21 protein-coding genes are annotated in these 24,655 nt (G+C 27.0%); 4 read left to right on the top strand and 17 right to left on the bottom strand.

The annotated features are described in order from the left end of the window. Positions 1 to 34: 34 nt before the first annotated feature. Complete coding sequence (gene lepA / locus ACZ5B9_RS07025; protein WP_464421843.1) at positions 35 to 1,831, bottom strand: translation elongation factor 4; 1,797 nt, start codon at positions 1,829 to 1,831, stop codon at positions 35 to 37. A 322-nt stretch (positions 1,832 to 2,153) separates the two neighbouring features. Beyond that, positions 2,154 to 2,819: a YdcF family protein gene (locus ACZ5B9_RS07020; protein ID WP_464421840.1), complete on the bottom strand. Its 666-nt coding sequence runs from the start codon at positions 2,817 to 2,819 to the stop codon at positions 2,154 to 2,156. Between the two features lie 276 nt (positions 2,820 to 3,095). Here ACZ5B9_RS07020 and ACZ5B9_RS07015 point away from each other — a divergent pair, with 276 nt between their 5' ends. The 3 genes from ACZ5B9_RS07015 (at position 3,096) to ACZ5B9_RS07005 (ending at position 4,718) form a co-directional block, all read left to right on the top strand. Beyond that, a complete protein-coding gene (locus ACZ5B9_RS07015) occupies positions 3,096 to 4,058 on the top strand; it encodes a hypothetical protein (protein ID WP_464421837.1) in 963 nt (320 codons plus the stop codon). 158 nt (positions 4,059 to 4,216) lie between these two features. After that, entirely contained in the window at positions 4,217 to 4,471 is a 255-nt protein-coding gene (locus tag ACZ5B9_RS07010; RefSeq protein WP_146964291.1) for a type II toxin-antitoxin system Phd/YefM family antitoxin, read from the top strand. Then, positions 4,464 to 4,718 carry a Txe/YoeB family addiction module toxin gene (locus ACZ5B9_RS07005; protein ID WP_464421833.1) on the top strand — a complete coding sequence of 85 codons (255 nt, stop codon included), beginning with the start codon at positions 4,464 to 4,466 and terminating at the stop codon, positions 4,716 to 4,718. The genes ACZ5B9_RS07010 and ACZ5B9_RS07005 overlap by 8 nt, the downstream gene beginning before the upstream one ends. Before the next feature lie 127 nt (positions 4,719 to 4,845). Here the strand turns inward: ACZ5B9_RS07005 and ACZ5B9_RS07000 are convergent, their stop codons facing one another. The 4 genes from ACZ5B9_RS07000 to ACZ5B9_RS06985 all read right to left on the bottom strand — a co-directional run bounded on the left by ACZ5B9_RS07000 (position 4,846) and on the right by ACZ5B9_RS06985 (position 10,591). Then, complete coding sequence (locus tag ACZ5B9_RS07000) at positions 4,846 to 6,741, bottom strand: ABC transporter ATP-binding protein (protein WP_464421830.1); 1,896 nt, start codon at positions 6,739 to 6,741, stop codon at positions 4,846 to 4,848. Then, complete coding sequence (locus tag ACZ5B9_RS06995) at positions 6,741 to 8,480, bottom strand: ABC transporter ATP-binding protein (RefSeq protein WP_464421827.1); 1,740 nt, start codon at positions 8,478 to 8,480, stop codon at positions 6,741 to 6,743. Before ACZ5B9_RS06995 ends, ACZ5B9_RS07000 begins: the two co-directional genes overlap by 1 nt. A gap of 140 nt (positions 8,481 to 8,620) precedes the next feature. Beyond that, positions 8,621 to 9,358: an esterase family protein gene (locus tag ACZ5B9_RS06990; RefSeq protein WP_464421824.1), complete on the bottom strand. Its 738-nt coding sequence runs from the start codon at positions 9,356 to 9,358 to the stop codon at positions 8,621 to 8,623. 27 nt (positions 9,359 to 9,385) lie between these two features. After that, complete coding sequence (locus ACZ5B9_RS06985) at positions 9,386 to 10,591, bottom strand: ATP-grasp domain-containing protein (protein ID WP_464421822.1); 1,206 nt, start codon at positions 10,589 to 10,591, stop codon at positions 9,386 to 9,388. Positions 10,592 to 10,841: 250 nt separating this feature from the next. On the opposite strand from ACZ5B9_RS06985, the gene ACZ5B9_RS06980 reads away from it, so the two are divergent. Continuing rightward, positions 10,842 to 11,420: a DUF5362 domain-containing protein gene (locus tag ACZ5B9_RS06980; protein ID WP_464421819.1), complete on the top strand. Its 579-nt coding sequence runs from the start codon at positions 10,842 to 10,844 to the stop codon at positions 11,418 to 11,420. 97 nt (positions 11,421 to 11,517) lie between these two features. Here the strand turns inward: ACZ5B9_RS06980 and ACZ5B9_RS06975 are convergent, their stop codons facing one another. From ACZ5B9_RS06975 to ACZ5B9_RS06925, 11 genes are all read right to left on the bottom strand, one after another. Then, positions 11,518 to 12,423: a cell division protein FtsZ gene (locus tag ACZ5B9_RS06975; protein WP_464421816.1), complete on the bottom strand. Its 906-nt coding sequence runs from the start codon at positions 12,421 to 12,423 to the stop codon at positions 11,518 to 11,520. A 198-nt stretch (positions 12,424 to 12,621) separates the two neighbouring features. Next, on the bottom strand, positions 12,622 to 12,906 hold the full coding sequence (locus ACZ5B9_RS06970) for a hypothetical protein (protein WP_464421813.1): 285 nt from the start codon (positions 12,904 to 12,906) through the stop codon (positions 12,622 to 12,624). Further along, complete coding sequence (locus tag ACZ5B9_RS06965; RefSeq protein ID WP_464421811.1) at positions 12,887 to 13,732, bottom strand: hypothetical protein; 846 nt, start codon at positions 13,730 to 13,732, stop codon at positions 12,887 to 12,889. The genes ACZ5B9_RS06970 and ACZ5B9_RS06965 overlap by 20 nt, the downstream gene beginning before the upstream one ends. Next, positions 13,716 to 14,780: a hypothetical protein gene (locus tag ACZ5B9_RS06960; protein ID WP_464421808.1), complete on the bottom strand. Its 1,065-nt coding sequence runs from the start codon at positions 14,778 to 14,780 to the stop codon at positions 13,716 to 13,718. Before ACZ5B9_RS06960 ends, ACZ5B9_RS06965 begins: the two co-directional genes overlap by 17 nt. Next, on the bottom strand, positions 14,777 to 17,164 hold the full coding sequence (locus ACZ5B9_RS06955) for a dynamin family protein (RefSeq protein WP_464421805.1): 2,388 nt from the start codon (positions 17,162 to 17,164) through the stop codon (positions 14,777 to 14,779). Before ACZ5B9_RS06955 ends, ACZ5B9_RS06960 begins: the two co-directional genes overlap by 4 nt. A gap of 25 nt (positions 17,165 to 17,189) precedes the next feature. Continuing rightward, entirely contained in the window at positions 17,190 to 19,535 is a 2,346-nt protein-coding gene (locus ACZ5B9_RS06950) for a dynamin family protein (RefSeq protein WP_464421801.1), read from the bottom strand. Then, on the bottom strand, positions 19,523 to 21,838 hold the full coding sequence (locus ACZ5B9_RS06945) for a dynamin family protein (RefSeq protein ID WP_464421798.1): 2,316 nt from the start codon (positions 21,836 to 21,838) through the stop codon (positions 19,523 to 19,525). Before ACZ5B9_RS06945 ends, ACZ5B9_RS06950 begins: the two co-directional genes overlap by 13 nt. Before the next feature lie 165 nt (positions 21,839 to 22,003). After that, positions 22,004 to 22,720: a hypothetical protein gene (locus ACZ5B9_RS06940; RefSeq protein WP_464421796.1), complete on the bottom strand. Its 717-nt coding sequence runs from the start codon at positions 22,718 to 22,720 to the stop codon at positions 22,004 to 22,006. Between the two features lie 2 nt (positions 22,721 to 22,722). Next, positions 22,723 to 23,655: a helix-turn-helix transcriptional regulator gene (locus tag ACZ5B9_RS06935; protein WP_464421793.1), complete on the bottom strand. Its 933-nt coding sequence runs from the start codon at positions 23,653 to 23,655 to the stop codon at positions 22,723 to 22,725. Between the two features lie 254 nt (positions 23,656 to 23,909). Continuing rightward, positions 23,910 to 24,140 carry a hypothetical protein gene (locus tag ACZ5B9_RS06930; RefSeq protein ID WP_464421790.1) on the bottom strand — a complete coding sequence of 77 codons (231 nt, stop codon included), beginning with the start codon at positions 24,138 to 24,140 and terminating at the stop codon, positions 23,910 to 23,912. Then, on the bottom strand, positions 24,140 to 24,631 hold the full coding sequence (locus ACZ5B9_RS06925) for a Panacea domain-containing protein (RefSeq protein WP_464421787.1): 492 nt from the start codon (positions 24,629 to 24,631) through the stop codon (positions 24,140 to 24,142). Before ACZ5B9_RS06925 ends, ACZ5B9_RS06930 begins: the two co-directional genes overlap by 1 nt. Positions 24,632 to 24,655 lie beyond the last annotated feature (24 nt).

Below are 24,655 nucleotides of genomic sequence, written 5' to 3'. Positions count from 1 at the left end.
CTTTTCCTTATATTTTTACACAAGATATAAAAAATTAATCATTTAGTTTTAATACTGATAAAAACGCTTCTTGCGGTATTTCTACATTTCCGATTGCCTTCATACGTTTTTTACCTTCTTTTTGTTTTTCTAATAATTTTTTCTTACGTGTAATATCTCCACCATAACATTTTGCGAGTACGTTCTTTCTAAGTGCCTTAATTGTTTCCCTTGCAATTATTTTTGTACCTAATGCAGCCTGCAATGGTATTTCAAACTGCTGTCTTGGAATTACATCTTTTAATTTTTCAACGATTGCACGCCCTCTGTAATAGGCATTATCTTTATGAGCAATGAATGAAAAGGCATCTACTGGATTTCCGCTTACCAAAATATCTACTTTTACCAAGTCTGATTCCTTGTATCCAATCATTTCATATTCAAATGAAGCATACCCTTTTGTACGTGATTTCAATTTATCATAAAAATCAATTACTATTTCTGCAAGTGGCAAATCATAACTTATCATTGTACGAGTTTCATCAAGGTAATTCATGTTAAGGAAAGTTCCTCTTTTTTCCTGACAAAGCTCCATTACGTTTCCAACATAATCCTTTGGAACAATAATTGTACCTTTTACATAAGGCTCTTCGATATACTTTTTCCCTTCTGGAAATTCTGCAGGGTTGTCAATTACAATCATTTCCCCTTGTTCAGGTGTTACGTTATATTTAACTGATGGTGCTGTTGAAATCAAGTCAATATTAAATTCACGACGCAATCTTTCTACAACTATTTCCATGTGCAAAAGTCCTAAAAATCCACATCTGAATCCAAATCCCAATGCAAGTGAAGTCTCTGGAGCATAAGATAATGAAGCATCATTCAACTGTAATTTTTCCAATGCTTCCCTTAAATCTTCATAATCATCTGTTGAAACTGGATAAATTCCCGCAAAAACCATGCTTAATGCAGGACGATACCCTTCAAGAGCTGTATCTGTCGGATTTTTTACATGCGTAATTGTATCCCCAACTTGTGTATCCTTGATGGATTTAATTCCCGTAATAATATATCCAACTGAGCCAACTGTCAATTCATCAACTTCCTTCATTTTAGGCGAGAAAATCCCAACTTCCAATACATCAAATTCCTTTTCAGTAGACATAATCTTAATTCTGTCTCCTTTTGCAATTTTCCCTTCAATTATTCTAATGTACGTTATAACTCCTCTAAAATCATCATAATGCGAGTCAAAAATTAACGCCTTCAACGGACTGTCAATTTCTCCTTTAGGTGCGGGAATATGCTCAATAATTGATTCCAGCAAATCTTCAATTCCGAATCCAGTTTTTCCAGAAACAAGAACAGCATCGTCTGCTGGAAGCCCAATAACTTCCTCTATTTCCAGCTTAACCTTATCAGGATCCGCTGAAGGCAAGTCAATTTTGTTTATTACAGGCAATATTTCCAAATCATTTTCCAAAGCCAAATACACATTTGCCAATGTCTGTGCTTCAATTCCCTGTGCGGCGTCAACTACAAGCAAGGCCCCGTCACAAGCTGCAAGCGATCTTGATACTTCGTAAATAAAGTCAACGTGCCCCGGTGTATCAATTAAATTTAATTCATAAGTTTCCCCATTTCGAGCCTTATATTTCAACGTAACTGCCTGTGCCTTAATCGTTATCCCTTTTTCCCTTTCTAAATCCATGCTATCTAACAGCTGATCTACCATTTCCCTTTGCGTTACAGTCCCTGTCTGCTCCAAAAGTCTGTCCGCAATAGTGGATTTTCCATGATCAATATGTGCTATTATCGAAAAATTTCTTTTATTTTTTTGATCCAACATTTATATTGTTTCCTCCGTTTACTCGTTTATTATCTTCTTTGTTATATTTTTAAAATGAGTAACTATTCTATCCGAACCTAGTTACTCAGCAATATGTATATTATATAATAATTTTGCATTTTTTCATAGTCTTTGTGAAAAATATTTTATCAAAATTCAGTTATTTTTTATATTATATTCCAATTTATAGTTAAAATCATCTTAAAATCAGAAATAAAAATTATATTTGCATCTCTTAAATTATACTTATTTCTTAACAAGGGGGCTTGACCCCTTGCATATAAAAGTTATAACGAAGCTATTATTTTAATGGAGAATAGTACTATTTAACTTTTAACTGATTTCCAGATTGAAAAATAAAATAATTTACATTCGATAAGAATTCCCTGAAATATGATTTTGGTATGGAAATAAGCGGTGTTTTCGCTGGAAGTCCGTAAATTTCATAATTTTCATTGTCAAATCCAACTTTTCTAGCAATATTTTTAGAACGGAAAATATGATAATCATTCGTTACAATCAATACTTTAATTTTTCGATTTTTTTCATTATTGTTTAAAACATTTTTACCATTTTCAATATTTTTTATATTCTCAAGACTAAACCTAAAATTTTCAACAGTATTCTTAGATTTATCCTCCAAAACAATTCTATCCTCACTAATTCCATTTTTCAAAAGTTCCCTTTTTATTGCCAATCCTTCAGCAATACCTTCATTTTTACCTTGTCCACCAGTTGCAATAACCTTAACTTCTGGATTTTTCTTTAAATACTCCGCTGCAGTCTTTATTCTTTCCATAAGCGATTTAGTCGGATTTTCTCCTTTTACTCTTGCTCCCAGTATTATTACATAATCTACTTTTTTATTTTCATTTACGGCTTTTCTATCAGTTGTATATTCTTTTATTATAAAATATTGCACAAAGCAAAATAAAAAAACAAATATGATGATAGAAATTTTTATTAATGTTATAATTGTATTCTTCATAAATTTTCGATTTTAAAAGTATCCTTTCTTAAAATAAAAGCTGTTCCATTTCTGAAACAACCGCTATAAAATAATTATTCTTTCACGATAGCTGTAAAATCACTCCAGTCCTCAACTTTAAAAGCTCTTTTAAATATTTTACAACAATATTTTATTATATTTTACCATAATTGTCAATTTTTTGTTTTTATTTTTTTATTGATGTTTTATATAAAAAATACTATAATAAATTATATAAAAACTATTGAAATATTTAAAAAAGGGAAAAAGATGAAAATGAGAATCAAAAAAATAAAAGATAATTTTTATGAAGAGTTAGGAATGAATAAGTATGATTTTTTTAATAATTTAGTAAATGAAATAGGAAATTTTCCATATGTAGTTTCAAATATATACGAAGATAATTCAACAAAAACTACAATAGTTGAAGATCAGGGTATGTATATTAATAATGGCTGGAATGAAACCGATGAAACAGCATTATATATTTCTGAGTGTAATTCTGATAGTGAAATTAGAGTTTATTATGGTTATGAAGAACTTTTTTCTTATTTTTTAATTTACTATTTTGAAAATATCGTTGATTATGCTAACTTAATAACTTTTGTTGAACAAGAATTGCATAATTATATAAAATATATGGAAAAATTTAAAAATTTTAGAATAAATGTTGATTTAGAGAATTTATTTAAAAGAGATAAATTAAGAAATTTCTTGTTAAAATATAACGAGAAAGCAAATAAATATAATTTGGAGTTTATTAATTATTATACAAAATATATAAATTATTGGGATATTAATATAAAAAAGAAATTTTTTTCTTGTCTTCTTGGAAAAGATAGATTAAAAGAATTTATGCTTAACAAAAAGAGAGTTTTTAGAATAAATGGAGTTGATTATTTTCAAATTGAAGAAAAAGAAAAATATTCTGAAATATATAGAATAGAAATAGAAAATGATATTAAAATAGAATATTATTCAAAAGATTTAGAATATGAAAGTTTTGGAAATGTTGGCTTTTTATACAAAGAGAAAAATTTTGATATTGAAAATAAAAGTTTAAAAGGTAAGGAATTAAATTTTGAACGATATAGAGATAATAGGGATGAAATGAATGTAGAAAGAATTTCAAAAGAAGATTTTTTAAAAGAACTTGAAATTATTGTTAATGCTTGTGAAGATATTTATAATGATAATGAAGTTCAAAAAATGTTTGAAAACTTTAAAGAAAATTTTTAGATAAAATACATTATCCTACAAAAAAGGATAGATGATATTCTCAGATGAAAAATGTAGATTTTATTATTATTGTCAATTTCTTATTTTATTTTTTAATTGACATTTTGTACAAAAAGAACTACAATAAATTGTACAAAAACTATAAAGGAGCGATAAATATGTTAGCTGTAAGTTTTTCAACATTGAGAAATAATTTAAAAAGTTATTGTGATAAAGCAGTGAAAGAAAATGAAGATGTAATTGTAACAAGAAAAAATGAAGAAAATGTAGTTTTAATAAATCTTGAAAAATATAATCAATTTTTGAAAGCAGTCCAAAATGCTGAATATCTTGCAAAAATAGATAGAGGATTTTCTCAGATGAAAAGTGGAAAAGGGCAAGTTCATGATTTAATAGAGGTTGATGATGAATAAATTATGGACTGATGATGGCTGGGCAGATTATTTATATTGGCAATCTCAAGATAAAAAAACTTTAAAAAGGATTAATGAACTCATAAAAAATATTGAAAGAAATGGAGTATTGAATGGAATAGGCAAACCTGAAGTTTTGAAATATAGAAAAGGATTTAGCCGAAGAATTGACGAAACTAACAGGCTTGTCTATGCCATTGATGAAAATGGAGTTTTATGGATAATTTCTTGCAGAGGACATTATTAAAATTGTTTTTTGTTGATTAAAAAGAGTGGATAATACCACTCTTTTATTTTAAGTATTTTAATAAATACTTTAGTTTCATGAATATTGCTTTATTAACACTAACACAATTAAAATTAAATCATTTAATTTACTGATTTTCAAATCCACCTGTATAAAGCTGATAATAAGTTCCTTTTTGTGCAATCAGTTCATCGTGATTTCCTCGTTCGATAATTTTTCCTTGATCAAGTACCATTATCACATCGGAATTTTTGATAGTTGAAAGCCTGTGGGCAATTACAAATACTGTTCTTCCCACCATTAACTTATCCATTCCTTCCTGCACGATTTTTTCTGTTCTTGTATCAATGCTTGAAGTTGCTTCATCCAGAATTAAGACTGGCGGATTGGCGATTGCCGCTCTTGCTATTGATAATAATTGCCGCTGTCCTTGTGAAAGGCTGGAACCGTCACCGCTTAAGTAAGTGTCGTAGCCTTGTGGCAAGTGTTTTATAAAATGATCGGCATTGGCAAGTTTGGCGGCTGCATACACTTCTTCATCTGTTGCATCAAGTTTTCCATATCTGATGTTGTCAGCAACTGTTCCAGAAAATAAGTGTGTGTCCTGTAATACAATTCCAAGCGATTCTCTTAAATCTTGTTTTTTTATTTTTTCAATGTTAATGCCATCATATCGAATTTTTCCAGAGTTAATATCGTAAAATCTGTTAATTAAGTTTGTAATCGTAGTTTTTCCAGCTCCTGTTGCACCAACGAAGGCAATTTTTTCTCCTGGCTTTGCATAAAGATTAATATTATGAAGTATTGTCTTTTCATCATTGTATCCAAATGTTACATCTTCAAAAACAACATCTCCCATCAGTCTTTCATAAGAAATCGTTCCGTCAGAATGCGGATATTTCCAAGCCCATGCACCTGTGTGCTTTTCGGTTTCTGTAATATTTCCATTTTCATCAATATTTGCGTTTACAAGAGTTATATAGCCGTTATCTTGTTCAGGTGTCTGATCTAGCAGGTTAAATACCCTTTGAGCTCCAGCCGATGCCAATATTACTGATGTTAATTGCTGTGCAATTTGTGAAACAGGCTGATTTATTACTTTTATAAACTGCAAAAACGATACAAGTCCACCGATTGTAAAACCTGCAATATTATTAAACACAATTATTGATCCAAGAACTGCTGTAAGTACAAAGTTTATATTTCCAAGATTCCCTACAGCAGGACCTAGAATATTTGCAAATTTCATAGCATTGTTCGCTCTGTTAAATAATGCCGTATTCAGCTTATTAAAACGTTCATCAGCTTTTTTCTCGTACGAAAATACTTTTACAACTTTCAATCCTTCTATCATTTCTTCCACATATCCATTAACAATCCCGATATTTCTTTGTTGAGCAGTATAGTTTTTTGAACTTTTTGAAGAAATAGTTTTTGTTGTGATAATCATAATTGTAATCATTACTACTACAAAAATTGTTAGCGGAATATTTAATATAAACATTGAAATAAGGACACTTACAATTGTTATAATTGAAGATATTACTTGAGATAAACTTTCTACTAACATATTTCTTAAAGCGTCAATATCACTTGAATAGACACTCGTTATATCTCCATGTGCATTTGTATCAAAATATTTTATAGGAAGCGATTCCATATGTATAAATACATCATCTCTTAATCTTTTCAATGTTCCCTGTGCAACGTAAATCATAAATATTTCATAAATATATGTACAAATTACAGCTCCGCCATATATGACTGCCATTTTTAAAATTAGGCTCACAAGCTCTTTGATAAAGTTAGGATTATTTTTACCAATGTTAGGAATAATGATTCCATCAATCAATTCTTTTGAATACATTGTCCCAATAACCATTCCAAATGAACTCAAACAAATAAATACAATAACAAATAGCGTCTGTATTTTATAATGCTTAAACATATATCCAAGTAATCGAATTAATCCTTTTAGCTGATTTCGTGATTGCGAATTTTCAGTTTTTTTATTTTTACTCATTACTTATCACTCCCTTCTGTCTGGGATTCATAAACTTCACGATATACCTTGCTTGTTTTTAGCAATTCATCGTGTGTCCCTGCTGCTGTTATAATTCCATCTTCCAGGACTAATATTTTATCAGAATCTTTTATTGATGATACTCTTTGTCCGATAATAATTTTTGTAATGTGCGGTAATTCATTTTTGAAGGCTTCTCTTATTAGTTTGTCTGTCTTTGTGTCAACTGCACTTGTAGAATCATCTAAAATTAATATTTTGGGAGATTTTAGCAAGGCTCTAGCTATACAAAGCCTTTGTCTTTGACCTCCAGATACGTTTGCTCCTCCACGTTCAATACGAGTATCATATTTTTTAGGAAATTTCTGAATAAACTCATCAGCTTGTGCCAATTTGCAGGCATGTTCCATTTCTTCATCAGTTGCATTTTCATTTCCCCAACGTAAATTATCCTTTATAGTTCCTGAAAACAGCACATTTTTTTGAAGAACCATCGCTACATTGTCCCTAAGCGTTTTTATATCATAATTCTTTACATTCACTCCGCCAACTAGAAGTTCCCCATCCAGAACATCATACAATCTTGGAATCAACTGAACAAGAGCCGATTTCGCACTTCCAGTTCCCCCAATAATTCCAATAGTTTCTCCAGACTTTATTTCCAGATTGATTTTTGTCAAATTCAGCACATCAGGATTGTTACTGTAACTGAAATTCACGTTTTTAAACACTATTGAACCATCTTTTACCTCTGTTATCCCATTTTCAGGATTTTTAATGCTTGGCTCTTCATCTAGAACCATCACAATCCTATCTCCAGATGCTCTTGAAAATACAATATTTACAAGCATCATCGCAAGCATAAGAAGGCTCATAAGAATATTAGTTGTATAGGCAAAAAGACTTGTAAGCTGCCCAGTTGTGAGCTCATTTACAACAATCATCTTTGCCCCGAACCATGAAAGCAGTAAAATACAACCAAATACTGTTATCTGCATTACAGGAGACACAAATATTATAATCTTTTCTCCTTTTAAAATCATATTTTTCAAACTTTCACTAGCCTTCTTAAATTTATTAGTTTCATATTTTTCACGAATATACGCTTTTACAACTCGAATACCGTTTATATTTTCCTGAAGGCTGGAATTTATATCATCATATTTTCTAATTGCAGCTGTAAAAATTGGATGCACCTTAAAAATAATAAAGGCCAAAAAACTTCCTAAAAATAAAACTGCAACAATAAATATCATTGACAATTTTGGACTTATCATAAATGACATAAATATTGCAACGCACATCATAAGTGGAGCCCTTACAAATCCTCTGATTAACAACTGAAATGAATTCTGAATGTTATTAACATCTGTCGTAAATCTTGTAATCAGTCCAGCTGTAGAAAATTTATCAATATTAGTGAATGAAAAGGACTGTATTTTAGAAAATAAATCCTTTCTCAAGTTTTTAGCAAATCCAGCCGAAGCATAAGAAGCGTATTTACTGGCCTGTATACCACATAACAACGACAACATAGCCACTCCAAATGTTGCAAGTCCCATTATAACAATGAACTTCATATCTCCTTTACCGTCATTTCCATTCAGTCCGCTGTCAATAATTACAGCCATAAGCGTTGGAATAAGCATTTCAAAAATAACTTCTATTCCAATAAATATTGGCGAAATTAATGCACTTTTTTTATACTCCCCAAGACGGGAAAATAATTTTTTTAACATATAAATAAACACCTCTCTTTTCTTATTATTTTATTAACTATAAAAAATTTAAAAGCACGAAACTTATTTAAGAAATAAAAACTCATTTTCATTAATAAATTTCAGTGCTTTTTATTTGTTAGTATAATTAAATAAATTACCTAGATATCCAAATGTTCCATAAAATATCTTATTTGCAATCTCCACCAGTCCCAGTCATGAGCTACATCATAACCCCAGAAATCATTCCATGCTGGAACTTCTTTTTCATAAAGAATATCTGCAAGTTCTCTGTTACTCGGAAGAAGTTCTCCTTCCCAAGCTCCTTGTCCAATGCACACTATGATGTTTTTCTGTCTGTAAATATCCAGATAAGGATGATCCCATGGCATATTTCTTAAAAAATCAACAACAGAATTGTTATAAACAAGATCATCTTTGTAATCTCCAAAAAACATTGCCGCATCAAACATTCCACTTAAGGAAATCAATGTGTCAAATAAGTCGGGCCTTCTAAAAAATGCTATTCCCGCATGAGCTCCTCCCATGCTGCATCCTGTAACAATAATATCATTTCTCCAAGAAATATCCCATATTCTTGGAACAAATTCATTTGTAATATAATTAAAATATTTCTCCTGCATTTCTATTCTATGTCTTGGGTCTCCGTAAATGTCTGACCAGCTCTCAGCGTCAACACTTCCGACGCAGAATAACTGCAGTCTTCCTTGCTCGATGTAATCTGACAGCACATTTACCATTCCAAATTCTTCATACTGGTTGCAAGTCCCATCTTGTGAAGGAAAAACTAAAACAGGCTTTCCTGAATGTCCGTATCTTATGAATTCCATTTCTCTTCCTAAATTATGGCTGTACTCTTTTTTGTATTCTATTTGCATTCTTTCTCCTTGTAATTTTATTTATTTTTATTCTTCAACTTTCTGATGTACAAAGCTTATAAATTCTTCCATTTCTTCTTTTGTAGCAAATTTTGCAGTGTACATATAATTTCCCATAGCTCCTGCAAAAATATCTGGCATTCTTTCATCCATTACAATTGCATTTCCATATTTCTGTTTAACTTCATCATGAGAATGTACATAATTTTTGTTATCACGACGGCTTGCATAAACACAGTAGTTTTTTTCTATATCTTCATTTAATTGAGCCTTTTCAATTTTATCAAAAGCAATCATATCCGCCCAGATTTGATAAACATCAGTATTATTGGCGTAATTATACATATCAGGAGTATATCCGCCTGCAGGACGCATATTTGATTCCAATCCTACATAATCCCCTTTTTTACCCAAACCTTTTTTATTTTTATTTAGTCTAAAAAATTCAAGATGTATAAATCTGCTTTTTACTCCAAAGCCCTTTACAGCACGTCTCCCTGCATCCAATAATTTTTCAGGCATTTCTTTTTCTAAATAATAAAATACATCCAGCCCTTTATTTACAATATCCATAACAGCAGGCTCAACTATCCCTGTTTCAAAAACAGGATTCCCATTGGAATCAATAATCGCATCGTAAGAAACTAAATCTCCATCAACATATTCTTCCATAATATATTTTACATTTTGATTACAAGTTTCAAAAAAATTCTTCAATTCTTTTTCATTTTTAATTTTATGAGTATCGCTTGCTCCAACCCCGTTATCAGGTTTAGCAACTACTGGATATCCAACTTTATCAATAAATTTTTTCGCTTTTGCAAGTGTTGTTACTAATGAAAAATCAGCAAACGGTATTTCAGCTTTTTTATATGCTTTTTTCATTTTTGATTTTTCTTTTATATTTGCTATTTTATCAGCTTTTATACCAGTTGTTATATTAAAATCTGAACGAAGTTTGGCATCTTGCACAAGCCAATGTTCATTATTTGACTCAAGCCAGTCAATTTTTCCGTATTTATGTGTAAAAAAAGCTACTGCCTTCAAAACTTCATCATAATTTTCAAGATTAGAAACTTTATAATATTCTGTCAAGCTATCCTTCAATTTTTGATTCAATTGATCATATTCCATATCTGCAATTCCTAATACATTTACTCCATTTTGCTTTAATCTATCACAAAATTCACAGTTAGTTTTTGGAAATTGTGGTGAAATGTAAATAAAATTCATAATATCTCATCTCCTTCTACGGTTTAAAGTGGTTTATTATCACTATTTCTGTAATTCATTTTTTTAGTAATTATATATCATTATAGCATAATTTTTTGAAAAATGTAAATACCATTATTTCATACTGTCTTATCATTTTTACTTTTTTATTAAAAACTAATGCTGTTTTTTTTTATTTTGGATTTTGAAAAATAACAAATTTATGTTATAATAATTTAAATAAAATTAAGATATGAAAATGGAGGTCATTATGGATTTTGACAACAATAAAGATGAAAACGAGTTTTTTAAAGAAGATAAGCAAAAAGAAAATTTGCAAAATGAGCATCATTTTAATAATTTAGAAAAACTTAGTGAAATTAGAAATGAAGTAACAAATAATTTTAATGAAAAGAAAGATAATCTTAATAATTTTCAAAATTATACTAACAATGTAACAGAGTCTATCACTTTAACACTGGACCCTTTAACAATAAAAAATATGAAATTTATTGCAACAGTATTGAAAATTTTTTCAATTTTGGGAATGATTTTTGGTGTACTTCAATTACTTATGTTCTTTGTTATAATTCCACTTGTTACTGGTGTTTTTACTATTCTAATCTCATTAAAAATTTCTAAATCAGCTAGTTTTTTGGAAGAAGCTGTCCTTGTCAATGATGAAAATAAATTAAAGTTATATTTTAATGAGCAATCCAAAGCTTTAAAATTATACATTATTTTCATAATTGTCAGCATTGTTCTTTCTGTTGTAATTTGTATTTTTATGTTTTCACTTGCTTTAACAGGTATTTTGAATCATTCTAACTATTATTATAATTCATATTAAATCTAAAATTTCATATAACCAAAAAATCCCTAAAAAATGAAAATAGGGATTTTTATTATTTAATAATTTATCTTAAAATTTAATGTAAAAACATTACTTAAACACTAGAAATTACTACTGTTTTTATTTTTCTAATTACCTCATAGCTCTCATTAATCATAACTCCCCATATAAGATTAACATGCTTATCCTTTATAGTATTTGAAATTTTTTCTGTTATCTGTCCAATATCAGCAAGTGAAACATTTTTCCCAGTGGTAAAATTTATCAAAACTTTTTTAGCATTTTCCAATTTTCCCTCAAACAGATTATTTTCCATCAATTGTTCCATTATCTTATCAACTGCATTATCTCCCTTGCCTTCTCCAACCCTAATAATCGTATCCTTTGAATTCTGCAGAACAGCCTTTATATCTAATAAATCGATATTCATAAACCCAACTTCTGTAAGAATATTTGCAATACTTTCAATACCTTCCTTTATAATTTCGTTGACTTTAGCATAAGCTTCTTCAAGCGGTTTTTTTCTATCTATGTGATTGTATAATTTTTCATTAGGAATTATAATCAAGCTATCTGTAATTTGCTCAATTTTCTTCATTCCCGCATTTGCAATTTTTAAAGTTTCAAATCCTTCCAGATAAAATGGGCGAGCAACAATACTAATAGTAAAAATACCCAATTTTTTTGCAACTTCAAGAATAATAGGCATTATTCCACTTCCAGTAGCTCCACCAACTCCCGCAACTAAAAATAAAATATCAGTCCCCTTTAATAGTTCCCGAAATTGATTTTCACACTGGAATGCCACTCTTTCAGCCTGTTCCCTAGTACATTCCTTAACTCCAGTATCCAAAAAGATCTTTTTCTCCGCTCTACTAAAATTAGAATTCCTGCTATCCGTATCTATCGTTATATACTCAATTTTCCGCACATTTGAAGCTATCATAAAATTAACAAAATTTATCCCCATCCCGCCAATTCCAATAACTTTTATACTCATTTTATCCTTCATATCAATCCCACTCTTGCAAATACAAATTATTGCAAATCTCCCTTCTATTGAAAATATTTAATTTTGAAATTAACTTTTTGTTTATAGGTATATTTTATCAGATTAAAAGGGTATTTGTCCATTTATTTTTTAAGAAAACATTTGAATTTTTTCTCAACTTTCTAAGTATAATTTAATTCTAAAAATTTATACTACGTTTTTGGTTATTTCATTTAAAATTTCATTATTAATTATAGGCAATTGTTTTACAATATCATTTAATAAGATTATAAATTTTAATGCCCTACGATAATTACCAAGTTGAAAAGACTGGTTAATTACTGATTGCAAATATGGTAATATTATTACTTTTTCCTCTAATTTTTTATTACTTAAAATTTTGGTAAACAATAAATTTTTTTCATATTTTTTTATCTCTTTGAGTAGATCGTTATAAAATTTAATTAATTCATCAATTGTTTTTTCCATCATTATTCAAAAAACCTTTCAAAAATTCATAGTCTTTATTCGTCATCATGGTCATTTGCTCTATAATATTTTTTGTAAATTGTTCAAAATTATTATAACTTTCAGCTAGTTGTTTAGTATGTTCAGATACGTTATCCTGTGAATCAGAAATTTCATCTATTAAATCTCTTAAACTATTCATTAATTTTTTTATTTGAACTTCAATTTTTTCAGTTAAATCTTCAATTATTTCCCTTTCATTTTTCATTTTACTTTCCAATTTGTCCGTTAAATTGTTAATCAACAATGTTAATTGTTCGGGCATTTCCCCAATTTTAATGATATTTTCCTGTATATTTTTCTGAGATTGAGAATTTTTAGAAAAATAATCATTTAATAACTGTATAAATTCTTTTTTTGACGTTTTCTGCGCTTCAAAATTTGTTTTTAAAATTTCTAATGTTTCTTTTTCAATTTCTTTATTAGTTTCTTCGTACTGTCTGACTTGTTCATAATTTTTTAAAATATTTCTTTGTAGTGCAAAAATTTTATTATTTATATCCAAAATCTTATTTTCAAGGCATTTTAAAATTTCAATTTCTTTATTTTGATTATTTAGAATATCTATATTATCTTCTTTTTTATAGAGTTTATTCAAACAATCTAAAAATTCATTAATTTCTGATTTTTTTTCATCATTTTGTATAACAATGACTAAATAAATTCCAAAAATTCCTAGTATAAGTATTCCTAACAATATATTTAATGGTAATCTATTTTGAAATCCTAATCCAAAAATTATTCCTGAAATTCCTACTAATAAACTAATATATTTAATATATTTTTTCATTTAACAAATTCTCCATTCTTTCGATCTTGTTTTCTATATAACTTTTTATCAACTTACATAATTCTTTTCTAAAAAAATTTTTAATTTTATTTTTAAATTCTATCATTTCTTTTTTATGATTATTATAAAAATATATGTAATCTTCTTCTGTTGTTCCTGAAAATCCTATTATAATTGGTACTTCAATAAAATATTCTATTCTATTTTCAAATTCTGATTTTAACTTTTTTAAATCTTTTTCTTTGTTCCAAATGCAAATATTATCAATGTATTTCAAATATAATTCTTCAGAAAATCGGAAAAATTGTTTGTAATTATAATCACTTTTAAAAAAATAATCTGATACATTCTTTTTTAATGAATACATTATATCATTTTTATTAACGAATGATTCTTTATATTTGACAAAACTATTCAACAATTGCTCAGATAATCTCTCATCAATTTGGATACATTCCATTTCATATTCTATGTCAAAAAAGATTTCTATATTATTCTTTAGTTCTTTTAAATTATTTATAAAAATATTTGAATTTTTAATAAATCCTTGAAAATTCCAAAATAAAAAATCATAATTATCTTCAAAATTTACAACTTTAACTCTAAATTTTTCTAAATAGTATTTTTTAACTGCTATTTCTATTGCTTCTTCTTCATTACTTAAATCACTTTGTAAACTTTTACGATTATTTTTTATTAAAAAAATTTCAAAATCTATTTCAGGATTTTTTTCTAAAATATTTTTAATATTTTCCATACCAATTGCTGTTCTATAGGGAAATTCATCAAAAAATAGTATTTTATCATTCGCTTCATATTTACTGCTCATATTAATTTCACTTGGAAAAAAGAGTGTTGTATATAAAGGTAATTTTTTTGACAAATAAATGACTTTTTCATTTAATTTATCGATATTGTTAACTTTTTCTGATACTATCTCTAAATCTTTTTCAGAAAGAACTTCTGTTTGCAAATTCATATTTTCATCATCAATTATTTTTCTTAAAAATTGATAACGAGATTTATCCCCTAATACTATCAATCTCATTTGCTTACCTCTATTTGATTCAATAAATTATTACATTCTTCCAATCGTTGTTTTAAAGGCCCATCACCTGTTTCTTTTAAATTTTTTAGATTTTCTAATTGTTCTTTTTTATTTTCTATTAATTTTGATACTTCTTTATTTTGAATTTCTACATACATTATAATATTTTGATTAGCTGTACTAAAATAACTTTTTTGTATCATACTAGAAAGCTTATCAATATTTATTTTGTAGAAATTTACAAACTCTTCCTTATATTTTGTCAATGCTATTATTTTAGAATTTTGTTTAATTCTGTTTTCTTCTTTTTCCATTTCTATTTCTATTCTTTTCAGTGTTTCAATTTTTTCTTTTTTCTTAAATTCTAACTCTGCCGCCTTATTTTTTAATAAACCTAATTCTTTTTGTTTTTTCAATTTTTCCCTGTTAATTTCTTGTTGTTTAGCTGTTATTTCTTCTCTTCTTATTCTTTTTTGTTCCTCTACTTCTCGATCTATTTCCATCTTAGGAGGACTGTCAAAATTTTCTCCCAGTTTTTCAGTCCAATAAGCAACAGATAACATATCCAGTAAATTTCCTTCTCTTTTAGATTCTCTAAACTTATTATATCCAGCTCCTGCAATATTTGCCACATTGTCAACTAATTGAGCTGCCTGAGCTTTATGAACTTTATTTGCATATCCTCTCTTTTTAAAAATTTGATTTGCAGCATAACCAAAATCTCTTACTTTATCTAGCATAGGAGCTGCTTTTGCTAAACCACCAAAAGCCTTTGCAAATTGCCCTGACTTATTAATCAATTGTCCAACTTTTGTTACATTAGCCATCCCTTTAATTCCAGCAGCTATTGCATCTCCAGGTAGAAACAATAATCCTAAATCAATTATATTTCCGATATTTTTAAATATTTGTGACGGCTGTACATCCTGTTCCTCGCTCTCTTTCATTGCAACAGCCATTGGAATTTTTAACAACTCATCATTTAACTCTTTTAAACAATTTTGGTAATATTCTTCATTATACTCATTGTTTTTATTTAATAAATCTGAAGCATTTAATGAATTTTCGGATATTATTTTTTCTATTTCTTCTTTTTGAGCTACTTTTTGTGCAATGTACATCTTTAATACTTGTGAATTTTCACTTTGTATTTCTGAATACTCTGGAGTTACAATTTTTAAATTATCATCTTGAATTGATGTATTAAGACTTTCTATCTCATTATTTATTATTTTTTCAAAATAATAAGATAATACATCTTTTATCTTTTCTATTGTATTTTCTATTTCATTATGATATGTTATTTCTACTAATTCTTGATTATCTATTTTTTCTAAATTTTTTTCAAATTTTACTTTTCTTTTATCCAACAAATCTTCTATTTCATTTTTTGAATTAATTTTAGCTTTACTCAATTCTTCTTTTATTTTTTCTTCATTATTATCAGAAATTTCTTTTAATCTTTCCAATTCTTTATTGTATTTTTCAAGCTCAAGTTCAAGTTTTTTAGTATTTCCATCTATTAGATTTTCTAAATTTATTTTTTCATCTAAAAGTTCCTTTTTATAAGTTTCTAAATATAAATTCAATCTTGAAACTACTGTTTTTTTCATTTCTTCTTCCAAATGTTTAGCTAGTTCACTTAAAGTTTCTTCAACAATTGATATATTTTCAAACCAATGATTATTTTCTTCATTGGAAACAGCAATAAATTCTACTTCTTGTTTAACTATTTCTCTTATAGAATTTTCTTCTTTTTCAATAGCCTCAAATGGATTTTCTTCACTTTCATTTATTTTGTCACATTTTGTTCTTATAAATATTAATTCAATACCACATTCGGCTATTTGATTAATAAATTTTTTATCAACGTTGGATGGTGAACCACCCATTATATAAACTATTTTCCCAGATTGCTCAATAGCACTTACTGCTAAATCCTGATGTTTTTGAATTATAGTATTTACTCCTGGAGTATCAACTAATACTAATCCTGATTTTAAAAGTTCATTTTTTATTCTAACTTCAATATGATCAATTAAATTAATATTTTTAATTTCATCTGTATTTTGAAATATGTTTTTTACATAATTTAAATCAAAATTTTCTTTAGCACCGTTTTCAAAATAAACTGTACAACCTTCATCTTCTCCATACATAACATATGTCAATGTAGCCGTTGTTTCTCTACTTTGAACGGGTAATATTTCTCTTTTTAAGATATTATTTATTAATTTTGATTTTCCAGCAGAATAATGTCCCCAAAATGTAATATAATACATTCCGTTATCTACAATTTCTTCCATTTTATTTATTTTTATAAGATCTTCTGTTTTTCCTAGCCACTCAGCTATCTGACTTACTTTTTTAAAATGTTCTCCCATTTTCATTCTCCTATTGTTAATTATATTATTTCAATTCTTCCTGTCTAATTATATCTATTTCAATATTTTCAATTTCAGACTGAAGATTTATAGCCTCTATCATTATTTCATTTAAATCTTCAATTTTCTGTCTCAATGCTTCAATTTTCATATTTTTATTTTCTTCTGAATCATTCATATCCTTAATTAAATTTTCCAGATATCTTTCTTTAGATTTCACATCTTCACTAATATTTGCTTCAACAATTTCAATAATTATATTTGTGTATATTTCTTTTAAATTTCTAAGTTCTTTTTTCAATTTTCTTTCTAATTCTACAGAAATATCATCACAATAATCTCTTAATTTTCTTTTATGTTTTTTTATTTCTTTAGCATATTTTTTGTCTATTTCTTTTGTATTTTCTATTTCTATTTCATTTATTTTATTTATTATTTCTGAAATTTCTACACTTTTTCTAGTTTGTTTAAGTTGAATATAGCTAGGATCTTCATAATTAATATTATTCATTTCTTCTTCTTTTTGTATAATTTTAGAATTTAAATCTCTTAATTTATCATCTCTATTTTTTTTAGCCTCTTCACGTTCTTCTTCTCCAAAAATAACTTTTTCAGAATCCATAACTTTTTGTTTTCCTGCAAAAAAATCAATTATTCCCCCAAATAAACCTCCTCGTTCTTCTTCTTTTCTTACTTGTTGATATTCTTCTCGAATAGATGGCAAAATTCTATTTTCGACAAGTTCTACATTTTCTCGTAAACTAAATAATTCTCTTTCGATTTTTTCTTTTTTTAATTTATTTTTTTGAGAAATTATACTTTTTTCTTCCATTTCTTCTTCTTCTTTTTTTAGTTTCTGTAATTGTTGTTCTAGCTCATTCTTTTTAGCAATCATTCCTTCTAATCCAACTTCAAAAATTCCTATGTCAGTATTTAAATGATTTTCTAAATTAATATTTATTGTATTATCAAGATTATTCAACTTTTCCGCAATACTATTTAAATTTGTAATGTATTCATTTTGTACCAATGTTATTATACTGTCTTTCAAATTTTCTTCCACATTAAAAAAATTATCTCTAGCTTTTCTCATAAATTCTTTTTCAAAATTTTCAAAATAATACTTCATTTCATCTAAATCATCTATTTCATCTATCTCTCTTAATTTTTTATTAGAGAATTTAGAAAATTCTGCTGAAAATTCATTTCTTACTTCTTCTATTGATTTGTTCAAATCATTTGTAATTCTTCCTTTTTTATCTAAATTTTCTTTTCTTTTTTCTTCAATACTGTCTTTTAAATTTTCAATTTTTTCTTGCAAATCTTTTTTATCTATTTTTGATTCAAGCAACTCTATTTCTTTCTCAAACTTTTCTCTTATCTCTTTATTTACAGCAATAACTCTTTCAACAGGAGCCAATAATTGTTGCTGTATTTTCTCCCCATGAACTAGAAAATTCATTAATCTATCTTCAAAATCTACAAGTCTCGATTCTTTTTCAAGTTCTTTCTTTTCATGCTCGCTTCTCTCTTTTTTTCCAGCATAATCTAAAGTTTCTTTATTTCTAGCAACTAATGCAGGATATGCTGCTACTGGCCATATTTCTGGTACAGTTGTCGCTTCAGGAAATTGTTTTCTATAATTAGCTTTCAATGTTTGTATTATTCCCTCTACTGTTTCACCTTCATGCACTTTTATTGAATCTATTTTATTTAATACAAATATTATTGTCTTAACCTTTTTTTGTAATTCATTTAAAAATTCAAAATCAGTTTTACTTCCAGGATGATCACAACTAAACAAAAATATACTAGCATGTGATTTTAAAATTTGCTGTTCTGTAATTTCACGATGTCCTTCTGCAATTCCATTTAATCCTGGACTATCCACTAAAGTTACTCCATCTTTTAAAAATTCAGAATCCAGATACAAATCTAAATGTTCTACTGTAGATACAACTTCTTTTCCCTTTGTCGTTACATATTTTTGGATTGTTTCTAAGTTATCATTATCCAGATTTTTTGTAGTTCCATCTTTATAATAAACTGTTCCAGCCTCTCCTGCTCTTGATTTTTCTTTATGTCGCAAAAAATTTACTGTTGCCGTAGTTTCATTAGTAAACGATGGCAATATACGTTTTTTCATCAAAGCATTTAATAATGTTGATTTTCCTGCACTAAATTCTCCAACAACAACGATACTAAATTCTCCATTTTCCAAATCTTGTTTTAATTTTTCAAAAACATCTTTATTCTTTTCCATTTCTTCTTCTTTTTCATAAAATTCTATAGTTTTATCTAATAATGATAATATTTCTCCTTTTCTTTCATTATGCTCTTTTCTGCTCTCTTCAGCATTTAAATTTGACATACTATTTCCTCCAATTCATTAATTGTTTGATTTATTTCAAAAATTATCTCGTCTGTTTTTAAAGTTTTATTATTTTCACTTGAATCATTCAATAAATTTTTCAAAAACCTAATTCTTTGATCAAATGAAATATCATATAATTTTGTTACAGTTCTTGTTACTTCAGTTTTATTTTGATTATTTAATTGTTCAAAATTATCAATAAAAATATCTTTTATATTATTATCCTGATTAAATAAATAATTATTCAATTGTAATTTAACATCTTTAATAACTTTTCCAATATATTCTAATGTAGCTTTTTCTTTTGCTTCTTGTAAAAATATTTTTTTACTGTTCAGTAATTTTTCCATTTCTTGAATTTCTTTTTGCTTTCTTGCCTCTAAATTTTCGATATTTTGAATGCTACTTCTAAACTCATCACATTTAGATTTTAAATAATTAATTTGAGATCTCAATTTAGAATCTTTTTCAGCAAATTCATTTTCAATTTCACTTCTTTTTCTTTCCCATTCTTGTTGTTTAGAATAATCTTTATACGGAACTTCTGATGTTACTATTTCATCTCCCAAAAATTTATTTCCCAAAAATCCAAAAAATCCAAAAAAGCCACTATCGTCAAATCGTTTCTTCCTATAAGTTTCTTTACGATATTTAGTTTCAGCATTTGGTTTGTTTCCTAAATTAATAATTTTATTATTTTTATTTTGTATATTTTGTTTTTTTGTTTGTTCAGCATAGTTTAATTGCGAAACAAATTCAGTAGTATTGTTTTTTGCAATAAATTTTTCTCTTGTTTTTTGTTCTAATCTTGCTTTTTCTAGCAAAATATCTTTTTTATATTTTTCTATATTATCTTCATCCTTTTGAAAGTTTCTCATTTCTACTTTTATTTTAGTATTGAAAGAAGATATATTTTGCGAATTTTGACTAGTTATTCCAATGTAGTCTTGTACTACTAATAGTGCATCAGAAAGTAAATTATCAAAATTTACATTTAAAAAATTATTATTACTTATTTTAATATCCTCTACTTTACGATGAATATCAGATTTTAAGAACTCATTTATATATTTTTCCATATTCTTAACATTATTTGCTTTGTTTCTTAAAATTTCAACTATTTCTTCTTCAACTTTTCCCAAATCCTCTTCTATCTTCCTGTTAATTTTTCTTCTAATATCATTTGCATTTGCTTCTATAAAATTTTTTACATTTTCCAAATTCTTTTCTTTATTTTGTTGTAATGTTTCAATTATTTTCTCATATCCTTTAGTTTTTCGTGCTTCAGGTGTTAATTCCCACTCTTTTTTTTCAAATTCATTTCTTACTGCATATATATCATTTAATCGTTTTAGATGATAAATCGCCACATTTAGAGCATCCTTTTGCTGAATTTTTTCTCTTTCATTTTTTTTCATTAATTCCAAAATTTTATTTAAAACTGTGTCAAAATTTGATCTCTTATACAATTCTTCTTGTTTACTTTGACTTAAATTTTTTCCTTCTGACATCTCAACATCCCTTGAAATTAAAGCTTGGTATGCAGAAATGCCAATTATTTCATAATTCACATCTGAATTTTCATCAAATAATCTTTTTGAAATTATTTTTTTTTGTTCTTCTATTTTCCCTTCAGGTGTTTCACCTTCAAGTTCTTTTAATTCATCTATAAAATTTTGTATGAAGATAATATTTTTTTGATATTCACTGATATATTTTAAAAATCTTATATCACTTTCTCCTAATCCTCTAACAGACATTAAATAAATACAGGCATGTGAATTTTTTATCTGTTCTTCTGTCTTTTCCCTATGTTTATCAGCAATTCCATTCAAACCAGGAGTATCAATTAAACTTAATTCTCCTTCATAGTCTAAAAAATGATTTTTTATTGTAACTTTAGAAATATTTTCAGCAACTGAATGAACTGTGCTTGAAGTAGTTGTATAATCTTTAAGTTTTTCTATATCAATATTTTCCTCCACAGCTCCGTTGGAATATAAAACATCAAAAATTATTTTATCATCTTTAAGTTTTTCATTTTTTATTTCTGTTATTGTAGCCGTTGTTTCCTGAGCTCCATGTTTAAGAATATCCTTTCCAATCAAAGCATTTAAAAATGTTGATTTTCCTGAACTAAACTCTCCAACAACTGCTAATTTAAAAGTTTTATCCTCTAAACGTTCAATTATTTTTTTAAAAACATCATGATATAAATTATTCTCTACTATATATTTATTTCCTATAATTTTTTGTATAAGTTTTATTGCATTATTAATATTTTGATTTGATTTTATCACATCTATTTCCTTTCGCTATTTCAAGTTTCAAATTCTTTTCTAAAATATTTTTTCAATTATATAACATTTTTACAGATTTTTCAAATTATTTATTAAGATTTTGTATATTTCTTTAAATTATTTCTAATATTTTCATTTTTTCATATAAAACAGAAGGTATAAAAGTTATTTATTCATCCCTTTCAATTCCTCTTTTTTTCTATCCCTAAACATCTCCTCAATCTCAATTTTATTCACAAATCCTTCTTTTTTTAAGAGTAATTTTTCATATTCAGATAGCAATTTTTGTCTTTCTGACTCTTTTTCCGCTAATTCTGCTAATGTATCTATCAGTTTTTTACTTAAATTTACTCTTTCCGAATTGATAACAAGATCTAATTTTAGTTGTTTTTCACTAAGTATTGAGTTGTAAAGTTTTTGAGACTGTTTTATTGTATTTCTTAAGATTTCCTTTTTTCTGTTAGTTTCAGTCCATACATTTGTAAATTTATTTTCTTTATTTATTTCCTGTGATAATTCTTTTTTATAATGGTTAATTTTGCATATTTCATTATAAAGTTTTGAATTATATTTATTTTTTATTTCTCTTATAAATTTCTTTAACTCAAATGTGTAAGGATAAACTTCATTTGTATCATTTATTATAAGCTCTTCTTTTTGTAAATCATAGTCAATAAAAACTTCCTTTAATGCCTTTATTTTTTTGTGAAAAAAAGCAATCTTATTTTCTATTCCTTTGATTTCCCATTCTTTCGTAATTATTTCCCAGTTGCTTTTTATCAATATTGACTGATTCTGATCAATTATACTGTCTATTTCTTCAAGTTCTGAAATAAATCTTTGAGCAACATCAGAATATTTATTAAAATTCAAATTTCCCATTTCTAATCCTCCAATATTTTTACTTTTTTCCCTTGGCTTCTAAGCCACATTTTAATTCCTTCTTCTCCATAAATTTCAGCCCAAATCGTATATTTTTTCATATTATTTTCCAAATTTTCCTCTTTCTTTATTTCTGCCGTTGGCAACCTATCCAGAACTACTTCTTTCAGCCCTGTATATTCAAATTTTACTTTATGCAATTTTCCTGAATACATAAATTGTATTCTTTTTCTAAATTCCCCATCTTCAAATCTTGAACTATACGGAATATCAAATTTTTTATTTGTATTTCTAACTTCCGTTATTCTGTCAATTCTAAAGACAATTGGTATCTCATCATCTTTATTTACCATAAATACAATTAGATAAAAGTAAAATTCTGAAAACATTATTGAAAGTGGCTTTACTGCATGAAATTTCTTTTTTCCAATGTTAGATGTATATTCAATTTCTATAATTTTTCTGTCGGTAATGTATTTGGATAAATTCCAAATCGATTTAAGGAGAGGCTTCCCGTGTTGTAATTGAACATAGTTAAATCTTTCATTTTTTATAATTTTTTCAATTCTCTTATAGCTGTCACTACTGGCTGCCTGATTTGCTATTTTCCTTAAAAGAATCTCTAATTCTTCCTTGCAAAATGCTCTACTTTCCAACAATATTTTACTAATTGCCAATATTTCCTCATTAGTAAATACATTTATATTTACATCTTTTTGCAGCTCATAGCCCTCTTTTTGCCAATTATATACAACCTTGCTTTGATTTTTTTCAGCATAATAACTGTTTAATGTATCAAAATCACGCTGAATACTCTTTTCACTAACTCCATATTTCTCAGACAATTTTTTCTTTTTTAAAATTTCCCCTTTTTCCAATTTTTCCTTAATTTCTATAAACCTAAACAATTTCTCTGTTTTTACTGACTTTTCCATCTTTGTCCTTTCCATAAAATTTAGTGAATCAATATTTTCATTTTATTTATAATTTGTATATCCTTAGAATTATACCTCAAAAAAAAGGCTTTTCCAATTTTATAATGAATTATATCATAATAAGTTGGACACTTTTTGTCCATATCTACAAAAAATTATAAAATTATTAACTTTAGTAAAGTTATTTTAAATAAATCAACAAAAAAATCACAGCTAACTGAATAACTGTGATTCTTATTCTTAAAATACTTTCACTATTCTAATAGTCCTTCCATAATTTCATTGTGAAATTGCTCCACTTTTTCGACTATTTCTAAAAATAGCTCCTCGTAATCTAATTTCAAATCTCCTATTATAACACTTGTATCTATTTGTTGTCTTGGTATTGAAACTATTCTGTGTGTTCTAACATACGATATAATCGAATTTCTCTGTAATCTCACATCATAATATTGGGTTAAACATTTGACTATTTTACCTATCATTAAACCATCACTTCATAATCTTCAAATTCATCATAATACATATCCCACATATAATCATAAGGTCTTACTTTTTTTGCATCTTCTCTTATATCTTCCATTTTAATTTCCACATTTCCATTTTCTTCTTTTTTAAGTCCTTTTCGTGAGTTAAGCCACGAAGTTTCTTTATGTGTCAATGCACTTAATTTCCACGAAGCTAATGCCTCGTATTCTTGAATTATGTTATTTATTATGTATTTACTTTCGCTTTTTATATCTTCTGTTTGTGCATTTATACCATCTTCAGTAAAAACTGTTCTAACCTCCCTAGAAACAGGTCCATACTTCCATCCCTCAAATACTTCGTTAAAAAGAGGCTGATTTAAAATAGCAAATGTTTCTCTCTGTGAAAAATATAATAATTTTTGCAATTTCATTTCATCAATAATTTCTTCTGTTACTCTTTTATATTCATTGAAAATATACTGAGCAACATTTATTATTTTTTCCATATTACCATCTCCTTAACTACTATT

The sequence above is a fragment of the Leptotrichia sp. SK-5 genome, assembly GCF_055387215.1.
This window is presented reverse-complemented; position numbering and strand designations above follow the sequence as displayed.

Excerpts from the sequence above, each read along its gene's own strand:
- lepA (WP_464421843.1), bottom strand. The coding sequence starts at position 1,831 with ATGTTGGATCAAAAAAATAAAAGAAATTTTTCGATAATAGCACATATT.
- ACZ5B9_RS07020 (WP_464421840.1), bottom strand. The coding sequence starts at position 2,819 with ATGAAGAATACAATTATAACATTAATAAAAATTTCTATCATCATATTT.
- ACZ5B9_RS07015 (WP_464421837.1), top strand. The coding sequence starts at position 3,096 with ATGAGAATCAAAAAAATAAAAGATAATTTTTATGAAGAGTTAGGAATG.
- ACZ5B9_RS07010 (WP_146964291.1), top strand. The coding sequence starts at position 4,217 with ATGTTAGCTGTAAGTTTTTCAACATTGAGAAATAATTTAAAAAGTTAT.
- ACZ5B9_RS07005 (WP_464421833.1), top strand. The coding sequence starts at position 4,464 with ATGAATAAATTATGGACTGATGATGGCTGGGCAGATTATTTATATTGG.
- ACZ5B9_RS07000 (WP_464421830.1), bottom strand. The coding sequence starts at position 6,741 with ATGAGTAAAAATAAAAAAACTGAAAATTCGCAATCACGAAATCAGCTA.
- ACZ5B9_RS06995 (WP_464421827.1), bottom strand. The coding sequence starts at position 8,480 with ATGTTAAAAAAATTATTTTCCCGTCTTGGGGAGTATAAAAAAAGTGCA.
- ACZ5B9_RS06990 (WP_464421824.1), bottom strand. The coding sequence starts at position 9,358 with ATGCAAATAGAATACAAAAAAGAGTACAGCCATAATTTAGGAAGAGAA.
- ACZ5B9_RS06985 (WP_464421822.1), bottom strand. The coding sequence starts at position 10,591 with ATGAATTTTATTTACATTTCACCACAATTTCCAAAAACTAACTGTGAA.
- ACZ5B9_RS06980 (WP_464421819.1), top strand. The coding sequence starts at position 10,842 with ATGGATTTTGACAACAATAAAGATGAAAACGAGTTTTTTAAAGAAGAT.
- ACZ5B9_RS06975 (WP_464421816.1), bottom strand. The coding sequence starts at position 12,423 with ATGAGTATAAAAGTTATTGGAATTGGCGGGATGGGGATAAATTTTGTT.
- ACZ5B9_RS06970 (WP_464421813.1), bottom strand. The coding sequence starts at position 12,906 with ATGATGGAAAAAACAATTGATGAATTAATTAAATTTTATAACGATCTA.
- ACZ5B9_RS06965 (WP_464421811.1), bottom strand. The coding sequence starts at position 13,732 with ATGAAAAAATATATTAAATATATTAGTTTATTAGTAGGAATTTCAGGA.
- ACZ5B9_RS06960 (WP_464421808.1), bottom strand. The coding sequence starts at position 14,780 with ATGAGATTGATAGTATTAGGGGATAAATCTCGTTATCAATTTTTAAGA.
- ACZ5B9_RS06955 (WP_464421805.1), bottom strand. The coding sequence starts at position 17,164 with ATGGGAGAACATTTTAAAAAAGTAAGTCAGATAGCTGAGTGGCTAGGA.
- ACZ5B9_RS06950 (WP_464421801.1), bottom strand. The coding sequence starts at position 19,535 with ATGTCAAATTTAAATGCTGAAGAGAGCAGAAAAGAGCATAATGAAAGA.
- ACZ5B9_RS06940 (WP_464421796.1), bottom strand. The coding sequence starts at position 22,720 with ATGGGAAATTTGAATTTTAATAAATATTCTGATGTTGCTCAAAGATTT.
- ACZ5B9_RS06935 (WP_464421793.1), bottom strand. The coding sequence starts at position 23,655 with ATGGAAAAGTCAGTAAAAACAGAGAAATTGTTTAGGTTTATAGAAATT.
- ACZ5B9_RS06930 (WP_464421790.1), bottom strand. The coding sequence starts at position 24,140 with ATGATAGGTAAAATAGTCAAATGTTTAACCCAATATTATGATGTGAGA.
- ACZ5B9_RS06925 (WP_464421787.1), bottom strand. The coding sequence starts at position 24,631 with ATGGAAAAAATAATAAATGTTGCTCAGTATATTTTCAATGAATATAAA.